The following is a 12,727-nucleotide window of genomic DNA, read 5'->3' as shown; positions in this document are numbered from 1 at the left end:
CACCATGAGCGAGTCGCTGCAGGCCTTTCTGCAGGCCCGCCTCGACCGCGTGCGCACGGACGGTCGCTGGCGCCGTCTGCGCACGCTGGACGGGCCGCAGCAGCCGGAGCAGGTCATCGACGGTAAATCGATCGTCGCCTTTTGCTCCAACGACTACCTGGGTCTGGCGGCCGATCCGGCCGTCGCCGCCGCCGCCCGCGAGGCCCTCGACCGCTACGGGTTTGGGGCCGGGGCCGCCCATCTGATCAACGGCCACACCCGCGCCCATGTGGAACTGGAGCAGGCGCTGGCGCGCTTCACCGGGCGCGAGCGCGCGCTGCTGTTCTCGACCGGCTACATGGCCAACCTGGCGCTGGTACAGACGCTGGCCGGCCGCCACGACACGGTGTTCGAGGACCGCTGGAACCATGCCTCGCTGATCGATGCCGTGCGCCTGGCCGGCGCGCGCAGCCAGCGCTATCGTCATGCCGATCCCGGGCACCTGCGCGATCGCCTGGAGCGGGCTCCCGATCGCGGGCATCGGCTGGTCGTCACCGACGGGGTGTTCTCCATGGACGGGGATATCGCACCCCTGCCGGAGCTAGCCGCGCTGGCGCGCGAGTTCGATGCCTGGCTGATGGTGGATGACGCCCACGGCCTGTCGGTGCTGGGCGCGACCGGTGGCGGCAGCTGCCAGCACCACGGCCTCGGCGCGGACGATGTGCCGATCCTGATGGGCACGCTGGGTAAGGGATTCGGCGCCGCCGGGGCCTTCGTTGCCGGCTCCGAAGCCCTGATCGAGACCCTGATCCAGACCGCCCGGCCCTACATCTACACCACCGCGATGCCGGCCGCCCTCGCCGCCGCAACGCTGGCGTCCGTGCGCATCGCCGAGGCCGCAACGGATCGGCGGGCGCACCTGCAGGGCCTGCTCCAGCGCCTGGGGGCGGGCCTGGACCGGCTCGGCCTGCAGCACCCGCCTCCGTTGACCCCCATCCAGCCGGTCCAGATCGGTGACGCCCACCGCGCTAGCGACGTGGCCGAGAGGCTGCTGGCCGCCGGGTTTCTGGTCCCGGCGATCCGTCCGCCCACAGTCCCCGAGGGCCAGGCACGGCTGCGCATCACCCTGTCCGCCGCCCACACCGAGGCTCAGGTGGATGCCTTGCTACGGGCGCTGGAGCAGGCCCTCGAGCATGCGACTCCGTGAACCCGTACACACCCCGGCATTGACGCCCTTCACGTTTCCGAAAACCGCCATTCCCTGTTAAAGAACCGTTCAGCAACCCCGCGCGAGGCTGAAGCCGAGCACGGTCGAAAGGAGACGGACCATGGCACGGAAACGCAACCATTCCCGACGCGGTGTACCCACTCATCTGAAGGCGCTGGCGGCCGCGATGCTGTTCGGCTTCGCCGCCGACACCCTGGCCTCCCCACCGCCCTGGGCACCGGCCCACGGCTGGCGCGCGCAGAACGACCCGGGGTATGCCGGGTACCACGGCTACAGTTACGATCGCTGGGAACACGACTACGGCGTGATGGACGGCCGCTGCAACCGCGACGCAATCGGCGCGGCGATTGGCGGCGGTGCCGGCGCCGTCATCGGCCACCAGGTCGGCGACGGCGATCCGGTGGCCATTCTGATCGGGGCGGCCGGTGGCGCGGTGCTAGGCGGCATGATCGGACGCCAGATGGACCGCAATGACCAGGCCTGCATGGGACATGCCCTGGAACTGGCCGAGCCCGGACAACCCGTCTACTGGGACAATGCCAATGGGCAGCCGGTGCACATGACGCCGGGGCGCGTTCGCGACAGCGGCTGCCGCGACTTCGAGATGATGATCGACGGCGAACGCCACACCGGTACGGCTTGCCCGGACGCACCCGGACACTGGGAGATCCGCGGATAAACGACCATTGGCCCGGGGGCCTTGAACGCCCCCGGGCACCATCGCCTATCCTGCAGGGTCAACCTGCCCTGACCCGGCCGACGACGCCTTCCGTCCGGCTACCGAAGGGCCGCACAGCACGGAATGGCTCACTCCATGGCCCGGACCCTGCCCGCCAATACGTCCCCGTCCGCACCGGAACGCGTGATCGTTCTGGATGTGCTGCGCGGAGTCGCGATCCTCGGCATCCTGGTGATGAACATCCAGTCGTTCGGGCGTATCTCCAGCGAATACCTGAACCCGATGGCACTGGGTCCCCTCCCGCTGGCGGACTGGATTGCCTGGATCGTGGTCCACGTGCTAGCGGACGAGAAGTTCATCAGCATGCTGACCCTGCTGTTCGGGGCCGGGGTCGTGCTGATGGCCTCGGGCTCGCGCCATCCGGCCGACACCTTCGAGCAGCGCTTTCGCCGCCGCATGGGCTGGCTGTTCCTGATCGGACTGGCACACGGGCTGATCCTGTGGCCCGGCGACATCCTCGCGGCCTATGCGGTGTGCGGGCTGGTGGCCATGCACTTTCGCGACCACCCGCCGATGACCCTGCTGGGCCTCGGGGTCGCCCTGATCGGCGGGCTGACCGCGCTCTGGCTCGTGCTGAGCGCGATCCTGATCTTCCTTGTCCCCGAGCACTGGCTGCAGATGCTCAACGAGCGCTACTGGCAGCCCGGCGCCGATGTCGTCAGCGACGAGCTCAACCGGATGTCCCTGCACTGGCTGGCGGCGACCGGCGAACGGGCGACCGGTGCACTGACTGCGCAGCTGTGGATGTTCTTCTCCGAGCGCCTGTGGCAGATGCTCGCGATGATGTTCATCGGCATGGCCCTGCTGCGGCTCGGTTTCCTTCACGGGACCTGGTCACTGGCCGGCTATCGGCGCGTCGTGCTGATCGGACTGGGCGCCGGCATCCCGCTGGTACTGGCGGGGCTGTGGTTCAACACGGCCGTGGAGTGGGATCTGCGCTACTCGATGTTCCTGGGCCGCATCGCCAACCTGTGGGGCAGTGTCGCGATTGCCCTGGCCTGGGTCGCCCTGGTGATCCTGCTGGCCCACCCCGACGGGCGGCGGCGGATCCTGCCAGGCGTCATCCGCGCCCTCGAGGCGGTCGGCCGCCTCGCGCTGACCAACTACATCGGCCAGTCGATCCTCGCCGCGATGATCTTCTACGGGATCGGGCTCGGCCTGTTCTCGCAGTTCGGGCACCTCGAACTGCTCGGCATCGTGCTGGCGATCTGGGTGTTCCAGGTCACCTTCTCCCTGCTCTGGCAACGCTACATCGGCCCCGGGCCAATCGAGACCCTCTGGCGGCGCCTGGCAAGCTAGCCAGGGTCTACAGCAGCCCCCGTTCAGCCATGGATACGGGGGTGTCGGCGATCACCACGTGATCGAGTATCCGCACATCCACCAGCCCGAGGGCCTCGGTCAAACGCCGGGTGATCGCGATATCCGAGCCCGAGGGCTCGGCCACCCCGGACGGGTGGTTGTGGGCAAGGATCACCGCGGCCGCATTGTGGTGCAGCACACGCCGCACGACCTCGCGCGGGTGCACGGCGGCGCCGTCAATCGTGCCGCGGAACAGCTCCTCGAAGGCGATCACCCGATGGCGGTTATCCAGGAACAGGACCGCGAAGACCTCGAAGGGATAGTCGCGCAGACGCGCCGCAAGGAACTGGCGGGTGGCAGTCGGCGAGGTCAACGCATCGCCACGCTCCAGGTCGGCGGCGAGGTGCCGCCGACCCATCTCGAGCACCGCCTGGAGCTGGGCGTATTTGGCATCCCCCAGCCCCGGCGCCGCGCAAAATCCCGCCTGATCGGACTGCAATAGAGGCCGCAGCCCGCCGAAGCGGCTGAGCAGATCGCGCGCGACATCGACCGCGCTCTTGCCGGCCACGCCGGTGCGCAGAAAGATCGCCAGCAGCTCTGCGTCCGAAAGCGCGGCCGCGCCCCGCTCAATCAGCTTCTCCCGCGGACGCTCGGCCGCGGGCCAGTCGGTAATCGCCATCCCCACCTCCCTGTGGTTCAGTCGTTTGGTTTTTTCGTTCCAGGCCGTCTCGGTCATCCCGACCGTAGCGAAGAACCGTAGGATGCGTTGAGCGGCAGCGAAACGCATCGATTCGGACACCAATGGCAAGCATGATGCGTTTCGCTGCCGCTCAACGCATCCTACGACCCTGCTGGTAGCCCTCGGTCAGTCCTCGAAGCGGGAGATATCACGCACCGCGCCGAAGGCGGCGGAGGTCGTCATCAGGGCGTAGGCGCGCAGTGCCTGGGTGACCGGGCGGGTCCGCGACTCGGGCTTCCAGGCCTTCGCGCCACGGGCCTCCATCGCCTCGCGCCGGGCTGCCAGGGTGGCGTCGTCGACGTCGATGCGGATCTCGCGCCCGGGGATGTCGATCACGATGGTGTCGCCCTCCTCGATCAGGCCGATCGCGCCGCCCTGCGCGGCCTCCGGGGAGACGTGGCCGATGGACAGCCCGGAAGTACCGCCGGAGAAGCGCCCGTCGGTGATCAGCGCGCATTCCTTGCCCAGCCCCTTGGACTTCAGATACGAGGTCGGGTAGAGCATCTCCTGCATGCCGGGGCCGCCCTTCGGACCCTCGTAGCGGATGATCACGACGTCACCCGCCTGGATGCGGTCACCGAGGATCGCCTCGACGGCCGCGTCCTGGCTCTCGAACACCCGCGCAGGGCCGGAGAACTTCAGGATGCTCTCGTCGACCCCCGCGGTCTTCACGATGCAGCCGTCCGGGGCCATGTTGCCGTAGAGCACGGCCAGGCCGCCGTCCTGGGAGTAGGCATGTTCGATATCGCGGATACAGCCGTTCTCGCGGTCGATGTCGAGGCTGTCCCAGGTCTTGTCCTGGCTGAACGCGACCTGAGTGGGCACGCCGCCCGGCGCGGCCTTGTACAGGGTCTCGGAGGCAGCGGCGTGGCGCATCACATCCCACTGCTCCAGCGCCTGGCCCATGGTGTCGGCGTGGACCGTCGGGATATCGCGGTGGATCAGCCCACCACGGTCCAGCTCGGCCAGGATGCCGACCACGCCACCGGCGCGGTGCACGTCCTCCATGTGATAGAGCTGGGTGGCCGGCGCCACCTTGCACAGGTTCGGGACCTTGCGCGACAGGCGGTCGATATCCGCCATGGTGAAGTCGACCTCGCCCTCGCGCGCGGCCGCCAGCAGGTGCAACACGGTGTTGGTGGAGCCGCCCATCGCGATGTCCAGGCTCATCGCGTTCTCGAAGGCCTCGAAGGTGGCGATCGAACGTGGCAGCACGGATTCGTCGTCCTGCTCGTAGTAGCGCTTGGCGAGCTCGACCACACGCTTTCCAGCCTGTTCGAACAGCGACTTGCGCCCGGCATGGGTGGCCAGCAGCGAGCCGTTGCCCGGCAGCGACAGGCCCAGGGCCTCGGTCAGGCAGTTCATCGAGTTGGCGGTGAACATGCCGGAGCAGGATCCACAGGTCGGGCAGGCGGAGCGCTCGATGGCCTCCACCTCCTCGTCGCTGGCGCTGGAGTCCGCGGCCTTGACCATCGCATCCACCAGATCCAGGTGGATCACGTTGTCGGTACCCGGCTGCTTCACCTTGCCAGCCTCCATCGGGCCGCCGGAGACGAAGACCACCGGGATGTTCAGACGCATCGCGGCCATCAGCATGCCCGGGGTGATCTTGTCGCAGTTCGAGATGCACACCAGCGCATCGGCGCAGTGGGCATTGACCATGTACTCCACCGAATCGGCGATAATCTCGCGCGAGGGCAGCGAATAGAGCATTCCGCCGTGGCCCATCGCGATACCGTCATCCACCGCGATGGTGTTGAACTCCTTGGCCACACCACCGGCCTTCTCCACCTCGCCGGCGACCAGCTGGCCCAGATCCTTCAGGTGCACGTGCCCGGGCACGAACTGGGTGAAGGAGTTGGCGATGGCGATGATCGGCTTGCCGAAGTCGCCATCCTTCATGCCGGTGGCGCGCCACAGGGCGCGGGCGCCGGCCATGTTGCGGCCGTGGGTGGTGGTGCGGGAACGATAGGCGGGCATGGTCGGATCTCGTGAACGTTTATGCAGATGCGGAATCGTACATAATGAGTCGTACAAACCCCAGTTTCCGGAGGAAACGTTGATGAAAATCGAGGTCGAGAACATCAAGTGTGGCGGCTGCGCCAGCTCCATCCGCAAGGGCCTGATGCAGGTCGAAGGCGTCACTGAAGCCGAGGTCGATGTGGAAGGCGGCGCCGTGGAAGTCCATGCCCCGGATAGCGCCCGCGAAGCGGTCGCGGCGAAGCTGGCCAGCATGGGCTACCCCGAGGTGGGCTCGGTCTCCGGTCTGCGTTCCGCCAGCGCCAAGGCCAAGTCCTTCGCCAGCTGCGCCGTGGGGCGCATGAGCGGCGACTAGCCGGCAACGGACGGCATGCGTGCAGTCTCGCGTATCGCGCCCGCCCTCGTGGCGGGCGCGGCTTTGCTGGGGGTCCTGCTGCTGTGGGGCGCGACCCAGGCCGAGTCCGGCCTGCCCGTCACCGAGCTCACGGTCGGCGAGCGGACGCTTAGCGTGGAGATCGCCGCCGACGAGCCCGCCCGCCGGCAGGGCCTGATGCACCGCGAGGAACTGGCCGACGACCAGGGGATGCTGTTCGTCTGGGATCGACCGGCTCGCTACGCGATGTGGATGCGCAACACCTACATCCCGCTGGACGTCGCGTTTATCGACACCGACTACCGCATCACCAACATCGAAACCATGGAGCCACAGACCACCACCCTGCACGAAGCCAAACGCGACGTGCTCTATGCGCTGGAGGTCAACGCGGGCTGGTTCGCGGAAAACGATGTCAGCGCCGGCGACCGGATCGACGATCTCCCGCGCGCACTGGGCAAGAAATAGCCCAGATCTCACACTGATGCGCCCACCGCGTGCTTTCCCTACACTGTCCGACAAGCCCATCCGCGCGCGGACACGCCCGTGAACCCTCCCGCCACCGCCAGTGCCACGCCCGGCGCACCCAGTGAAACCCGGGCCGCCCCGCACCCCTCGGAACTCGACTGGTTCCGCGGGGCGGTGCCGTATATCGCCGCGCACCGGGGTCGAACCATGGTCATCGCCCTGGCCGGCGAGGCTGCGCTGGCACCGGAATTCCCGGAGCTGATGCGCGATATCGCCAAACTGCACGCGCTCGGTGTGCGTGTGGTGCTGGTCTATGGCGTGCGCCCCCAGATCGAGGCCCGACTGGCCGAGAGCGGCCTGACGCCGCAGTACGCGGAGGGCCTGCGAGTCACCGACGCGCCGGCGCTGGAGGCGGTACTGGATGCAGTCGGCCGGCTGCGCCTGCAGATCGAGGGCCTGCTGTCGCGCAGCCTGGGGCAGCCGGGCACCGGCAATGCACGGCTGCGCGTGGCCAGCGGCAATTTCGTCACCGCGCGCCCGCTTGGCGTGCGTGGCGGCGTGGACTTTCACTACACCGGCGAGGTGCGCGGGGTCGATACCGAGGCCCTGCGCAACCTGCTGGACCAGGATCAGGTGGCGCTGGTTTCGCCGCTGGGGTACTCGCCCACCGGCGAGGTGTTCAACCTCTCCGGCGAGGACGTGGCAACCCAGGTCGCGATCGCCCTGAACGCGGACAAGCTGATCTTCCTGACCGAGGCGGGGGTCCTGCGCGATCCACAACACGGGGTCCTGGGCCAGCTGACCGTGCCCGCCGCGGAACGGCTCCTGGCGGAATCGGACGATCTGCCGGAGGAGCTGGCCAATCACCTCAAGAGCGCGATCGATGCCTGCCGCCAGCGCGAGATGCGCGTCCACCTGGTGGACCGCCATGACGATGGCGGGCTGCTGATCGAGCTGTTCACCCGCCAGGGGATCGGCACGCTGGTCTCGCGCGAACCGCTGGAGCGGCTGCGTCAGGCAACGATCGACGATGTCGGCGGTATCCATGCCCTGCTGCAGCCGCTGGAGGCCGAGGGCATCCTGGTCCATCGTGCACGCGAGCACCTGGAGCTGGAAATCGAGCGCTTCCAGGTGCTGGATGTCGACGGTCTGATCATCGGCACCGCCGCGCTGTATCCGTTTGGCGAACAAGCGGCGGAGATCGCCTGCCTGGCTCTGCACGCCGACTATCGCGGCAGCGGACGGGGCGACCGCCTGCTGGCGGCCATGGAGTCACTGGCGCGGGAACAGGGCGCACGGCAGCTGTTCGTGCTGACGACCCGCACCGCGCAGTGGTTCCAGGAGCGCGGCTACACGACCGGAAAGGTCGACGATCTGCCGCCCGAGCGGCGCGCGCACTACAACCAGGCGCGAAACTCCCGGGTCTACACGAAACGGCTCCAGCCCTGACCCCGGCCGCCCGCCGCAACCGCGCCATCAGCGCCGGCGGCGGGTGACCTCCTCCCGCGAATCCCCCTCGGTCTCTGGGCGGCGATTGATCGGATAGCTGTCGGCGGGCCCGACGAATGGCTGGATCAGCATGCGATCGAGCCGCTCCCAGGCGGGGTCACGGAACTGGTTCAGCCCAATCGTCATCCCGTCATGCCCGTCCTGCGGCTGCGCGCGGTAGGTCCCCATGATCCGGTCCCAGAGCGAGAGGTTGAATCCGAAGTTCGAGTTGGTCTCGTGCGGATACCAGGAATGGTGGACGCGGTGGAAGTCCGGCGTGACGATGAACCAGCGCAGCACCCGGTCCACCGCGGCCGGCATGCGCACGTTGGAGTGGTTGAACAGGGCCAGCGAGCTGAGGATCACCTCGAAGATCAGCACCGCCAGTGCCGGGGCGCCGATTGCGACCACCACCATGGCCTTGATACCGAACGACAGCACAATTTCCAGCGGGTGGAAGCGCAGGCCGGTGGTCACGTCGAAGTCGAGATCCGCATGGTGCATGCGGTGCAGCCGCCACAGCGACGGGACGGCATGAAACATCACGTGCTGGGCCCAGATCGCGAAATCGAGGACCACGACCGCGATCAGCACGACCAGCCAGAAGGGCAGGTCCAGCATCTGCAGCAGCCCCCAGCCCTGGGTCTCGACGAACAGCCCCAGGCCCACCAGCCCCGCCGGGAACAGGAACCGGGTCAGCAGCGTGCCGGTAATCACCACGCCCCAGTTATTCGACCAGCGATAGGCCTTGCCCACCGACAGGGGACGTCGCGGCCCCAGGATCTCCCAGGTCGCCATGATCGCCAGAACGGACAGCAGGATGCCGACCCGAATGATCGGCTCCTGCGCCAGAAACCAGTCCGCCATGTGTGTGCCCTGCGTTCGCTTCAGGCGCGGTCGCGCCCCTGCCTACTGCCTACTGACCGAAGCGCGCCTCGTTGCGTTCATGGGCCTCCTGGGCCGCCACGCTCAGGGTCGCGATCGGACGAGCCTCCAGGCGAGCGATACCGATCGGTTCGCCGGTCTCCTCGCAGTAGCCGTACTCGCCCAGATCAATACGCGCCAGGGCCGCATCGATCTTGTTCAGCAGCTTGCGGTAGCGATCGCGCGTGCGCAGCTCCAGCCCGGCATCGGCCTCGTGAGTCGCGCGGTCGTTGGGGTCCGGTTCCTGCCAGCTCTCGGTGCGCAGGTGCTCGAGCGTCTGCTCGGACTCCTCGATCAGTTCCGCACGCCAGGCCTCGAGCTTGGCGCGAAAGTAGTCCAGCTGACGCGGATTCATGTAGGGTTCGTCCTCGGACGGACGATACCCGGACTCCAGGATGGTTTCGGCTTCTTGGCTCATATCGGCCCCTCGCCGGACCGCCTTCCGACCCCATGTCGGAACGGACCCGGCACGACGACAGGTACACCCGATCCAGTATAGGGCACTTCCCCACGCGGGCGGCAAACGCCGCGCAACAATCGCAGGACTTCATGGGAACCCATGCACACCATGAGCACCACGCAGCGCCTGATCCAGATCAGTGACACCCACCTGGGCCGCGTGCCCGGGCCGATCCGGGCCGGCTATCCGGACAGCGACACCCAGCTGGAACGAATCCTCGGCGCCCTGCCCCGGGAGCCGGCGGCGGATGCCCTGCTCCTGAGCGGCGATCTGGCCGAGGATCCGGAACCGGCGACCTATGCTCGGCTGGCGCGACTGCTGGGCAGCCGGCGCGAACCGATGCTCGCACTCGCCGGCAACCACGACGATTGCCAGACCCTGCGCACCGCCCTGGAGCCCGAGACCTGTCAAGTCCATGGCGAGAGGATGCTGGGGCCCTGGAAGCTGATCGGCCTGGATTCCAGCACACCCGGCGAGGCGGCCGGGCGTCTGGACGCGTCAGAGTGTGAGCGCCTGGAGAAAAGCCTGTCGGCCGACCCGGACCGCCCCACCGTCGTCGCCCTGCACCATCCGCCAGTGGCCATCGGCAGTGTCTGGATGGATCGCCTGGGGCTGCTGGATCCGGACGCGCTGTTCGCGGTGCTCGACCGCCATCCGCAGGTGCGCGCCTGCCTGTTTGGTCACATCCACCAGGACTTCCGGGCCCGGCGGGGTGCGATCGAGTTCCTCGGAAGCCCGTCGACCTGCGTGCAGTTCACGCCGGGCTCCGAAGAGTTCGCCGTGGATGCGGCCCTGGACGCCGGCTACCGCATTCTGGATCTGCACCCGGATGGGCGATTCGATACGCAGGTGGTCCGCGTACCGGGGACCCGCATCGCCATGGAACCTTCGGCATGAATACGCCAGACGCCCGCGCCCAGTCCTTGCAGCACTGGCTGGACACCCTGCCCGGGGCGTTCGAGGACCTGCGCCTGCTGCGGGCGGATGCGAGCTTTCGCCGCTATTTCCGAGCCCGTCGGTACGGGGTGTCGGTCGTGATCATGGACGCCCCGCCCGAACGCGAGGCAACCGAGCCCTTCGTACGAATCGCCCGGCTGCTGGAGGGTCTGGGGCTGCGACCGCCCCGGGTACTGGAACACGAGCCCGACTCGGGCTTTGTGCTGCTGGAGGACCTGGGGGACCGCACCTTCACCCGGGCCCTGGCCGAGGGGGCGAACGAATGGCCGCTGTACCAGCGCGCCCTGGATACGCTCGCCACGCTGCATCAGCGCTGGCCCGAGCAAGGCCGCGCTGATCACATCCCCCCCTATGACCGCGAGCGTCTGCTGGCAGAGACGGCCCTGTACGCGGACTGGCACTGGCCACGGCTGCGGGGTCACGCCATGCCGGAGGCCATGCGTGCGGAGTTCGACGCCGCCTGGCACCAGGTGCTGGAGGCCCTGCCAGGTCTCCCGGACACCCTGGTGCTACGCGATTTCCATGTCGACAATCTGATGCTGCCTCCCGGCGACGAGCAGGCCTGCGCGCTGCTGGACTTTCAGGATGCGGTGATCGGCAGTCCCGCCTATGACGTGGTCTCGCTGCTGGAAGACGCTCGCCGCGAGGTCTCGGCCGAAACGGTCGCCCGCGGGCTCGAACACTACCTGGCGAACGCGGACATGCCCCGCGCGTCGTTCATGGCGCACTATCACGTGCTGGGCGTGCAGCGCACGGTGAAGATCCTGGGCATCTTCGTGCGCCTGGCCGAACGCGACGGCAAGCCCCGCTATCTGGAGCACCTGCCGCGCCTGCACCGACTGCTGGAACGGGGCCTGCGCCACCCCGAACTGGGGCCGGTCGCCCGCTGGTTCGCTGCCCATGCGGCCAGGGAGCACGCCTGATGCGCGCGATGATCCTGGCCGCCGGACGCGGCGAGCGCATGCGCCCGCTGACCGACCATTGCCCGAAGCCACTGCTCCCGGTCGCCGGACGCCCGCTGATCGCCTACACCCTGGAACGCCTGGCCCGGGCCGGCTACCGCACGGTGGTGATCAACACCGCACACCTGGGCGCACAGATCCGCGAAGCGCTGGGGGCCGAGTACGCAGGCACGCGACTGTTGTACTCCGAGGAACCGGAGGGGGCGCTGGAAACCGCGGGGGGCATCCGCCAGGCCCTGCCGCTGCTGGGCGACGGGCCGTTTCTGGTGGTCAATGGCGACGTCTGGTGTGAGCACCCGCTCCACCCTCCCGCCCAACAGCCGCTCGCGGAAAGCGGCCCGCTTGCGCACCTGGTGCTGGTGGACAACCCGCCGCACCATCCGCAGGGCGACTTTCGACTGTCCGGCGGGCGGGTATCGCTGGATACCGGCACGCCGCTGACCTTCAGCGGCATCGGCTGGTATCACCCCGCGCTGTTCGCTGGCCTGCCCGAAGGGCGCCGCCCGCTGGGACCCTTATTGCGCGAGGCCATCGGCGGCGGGCGGGTGAGCGGAGAGCGCTACAGGGGGGACTGGCGCGACATCGGCACCCCCGAACGCCTCGCGACGCTGGAGGCGGACATCGACCGAAGTCGGGATCACGGCTTGATGTAGGTGTAGCCCGCGCGCTGCAGCCGCGTCAGCTCGCCAATGCCCGAGGACACACGGTCCTTGGGCTCGGCATCATGCAGATCGTCCAGCTCGATCCCGCGCTTGTCCAGGGTGTTGCCGCAGACGAGGAACCGCACATCCTGCATCTTCAGGGTGTCCACAGTACTGCGAAGGTCGGGGTCGTCCTTGGCGTGCTGCAGCAGACTGACCCCGCCACCGTGCATCACGACCTTGATCTCCAGACGATCCACCGCACTGCCGTCGATATGGTTCTGCAGGTTGCGCAGGGCATTGAGGTGCAGAGCCGGATCATCGGCATTGATGTGATAGACCACCTGCAGTGTGTCGTCGGCATCAGCGGTCTCGCCGCCGTCTCGCTCGAACGAGAACAGGGCCCAGGTGACCCCCAGCGACAGTACGAAAAGCGCCCCGGCCAGGAACCAGCCGGGGCGCGCGAGAAACGAGAGGGGGTTCATCGCCA

At 68.2% G+C, this 12,727-nt stretch carries 14 protein-coding genes; 9 read left to right on the top strand and 5 right to left on the bottom strand.

What is annotated here, in order from left to right:
• The first annotated feature begins 4 nt into the window (after nucleotides 1-4).
• From bioF to F791_RS0107230, 3 genes are all read left to right on the top strand, one after another.
• Nucleotides 5-1,186, top strand: coding sequence for an 8-amino-7-oxononanoate synthase (gene bioF, locus F791_RS0107240; protein ID WP_018993205.1), 1,182 nt, complete (start codon nucleotides 5-7; stop codon nucleotides 1,184-1,186).
• 121 nt (nucleotides 1,187-1,307) lie between these two features.
• A complete protein-coding gene (locus F791_RS0107235) occupies nucleotides 1,308-1,886 on the top strand; it encodes a glycine zipper domain-containing protein (protein WP_018993206.1) in 579 nt (192 codons plus the stop codon).
• A gap of 135 nt (nucleotides 1,887-2,021) precedes the next feature.
• Nucleotides 2,022-3,245 (top strand): DUF418 domain-containing protein, encoded by a 1,224-nt coding sequence (locus tag F791_RS0107230; RefSeq protein WP_018993207.1) that lies wholly within the window; start codon nucleotides 2,022-2,024, stop codon nucleotides 3,243-3,245.
• Nucleotides 3,246-3,252: 7 nt separating this feature from the next.
• Here the strand turns inward: F791_RS0107230 and radC are convergent, their stop codons facing one another.
• Nucleotides 3,253-3,924: a DNA repair protein RadC gene (gene radC / locus F791_RS0107225; protein WP_018649101.1), complete on the bottom strand. Its 672-nt coding sequence runs from the start codon at nucleotides 3,922-3,924 to the stop codon at nucleotides 3,253-3,255.
• A gap of 186 nt (nucleotides 3,925-4,110) precedes the next feature.
• Nucleotides 4,111-5,964 (bottom strand): dihydroxy-acid dehydratase, encoded by a 1,854-nt coding sequence (gene ilvD, locus F791_RS0107220; protein WP_018993209.1) that lies wholly within the window; start codon nucleotides 5,962-5,964, stop codon nucleotides 4,111-4,113.
• An 82-nt stretch (nucleotides 5,965-6,046) separates the two neighbouring features.
• Here ilvD and F791_RS0107215 point away from each other — a divergent pair, with 82 nt between their 5' ends.
• From F791_RS0107215 to argA, 3 genes are all read left to right on the top strand, one after another.
• Nucleotides 6,047-6,319 (top strand): heavy-metal-associated domain-containing protein, encoded by a 273-nt coding sequence (locus F791_RS0107215; protein WP_012983655.1) that lies wholly within the window; start codon nucleotides 6,047-6,049, stop codon nucleotides 6,317-6,319.
• A 15-nt stretch (nucleotides 6,320-6,334) separates the two neighbouring features.
• Complete coding sequence (locus F791_RS0107210; RefSeq protein ID WP_018174901.1) at nucleotides 6,335-6,805, top strand: DUF192 domain-containing protein; 471 nt, start codon at nucleotides 6,335-6,337, stop codon at nucleotides 6,803-6,805.
• A 207-nt stretch (nucleotides 6,806-7,012) separates the two neighbouring features.
• On the top strand, nucleotides 7,013-8,254 hold the full coding sequence (gene argA / locus F791_RS0107205; protein WP_018138916.1) for an amino-acid N-acetyltransferase: 1,242 nt from the start codon (nucleotides 7,013-7,015) through the stop codon (nucleotides 8,252-8,254).
• Between the two features lie 27 nt (nucleotides 8,255-8,281).
• Here the strand turns inward: argA and F791_RS0107200 are convergent, their stop codons facing one another.
• Both F791_RS0107200 and dksA read right to left on the bottom strand, forming a co-directional pair.
• The gene (locus F791_RS0107200) at nucleotides 8,282-9,160 is read right to left on the bottom strand and encodes a sterol desaturase family protein (RefSeq protein WP_012983658.1); all 879 of its coding nucleotides are present in this window, start codon (nucleotides 9,158-9,160) and stop codon (nucleotides 8,282-8,284) included.
• 49 nt (nucleotides 9,161-9,209) lie between these two features.
• The gene (gene dksA / locus F791_RS0107195; protein ID WP_012983659.1) at nucleotides 9,210-9,635 is read right to left on the bottom strand and encodes an RNA polymerase-binding protein DksA; all 426 of its coding nucleotides are present in this window, start codon (nucleotides 9,633-9,635) and stop codon (nucleotides 9,210-9,212) included.
• Between the two features lie 141 nt (nucleotides 9,636-9,776).
• Here dksA and F791_RS0107190 point away from each other — a divergent pair, with 141 nt between their 5' ends.
• From F791_RS0107190 to murU, 3 genes are read left to right on the top strand one after another with little or no spacing between them, the layout of a single operon-like run.
• Nucleotides 9,777-10,574, top strand: a complete 798-nt coding sequence (locus tag F791_RS0107190) for a phosphodiesterase (protein WP_018138915.1) — start codon at nucleotides 9,777-9,779, stop codon at nucleotides 10,572-10,574.
• Nucleotides 10,571-11,557, top strand: coding sequence for an aminoglycoside phosphotransferase family protein (locus F791_RS0107185; RefSeq protein WP_019592407.1), 987 nt, complete (start codon nucleotides 10,571-10,573; stop codon nucleotides 11,555-11,557). Before F791_RS0107190 ends, F791_RS0107185 begins: the two co-directional genes overlap by 4 nt.
• On the top strand, nucleotides 11,557-12,249 hold the full coding sequence (murU, locus tag F791_RS0107180) for an N-acetylmuramate alpha-1-phosphate uridylyltransferase MurU (RefSeq protein ID WP_012983662.1): 693 nt from the start codon (nucleotides 11,557-11,559) through the stop codon (nucleotides 12,247-12,249). Before F791_RS0107185 ends, murU begins: the two co-directional genes overlap by 1 nt.
• Here murU and F791_RS0107175 read toward each other — a convergent pair.
• On the bottom strand, nucleotides 12,234-12,722 hold the full coding sequence (locus F791_RS0107175) for a DsrE family protein (protein ID WP_012983663.1): 489 nt from the start codon (nucleotides 12,720-12,722) through the stop codon (nucleotides 12,234-12,236). The genes murU and F791_RS0107175 overlap by 16 nt on opposite strands.
• Between the last annotated feature and the right edge of the window lie 5 nt (nucleotides 12,723-12,727).

It is taken from the genome of Thioalkalivibrio sp. ALRh, assembly GCF_000381425.1.
In the GTDB taxonomy this organism is placed as follows: domain Bacteria; phylum Pseudomonadota; class Gammaproteobacteria; order Ectothiorhodospirales; family Ectothiorhodospiraceae; genus Thioalkalivibrio.
Note: the sequence above shows the minus strand (reverse complement) of the source record. Positions and strands in the feature narration are given on the sequence as shown.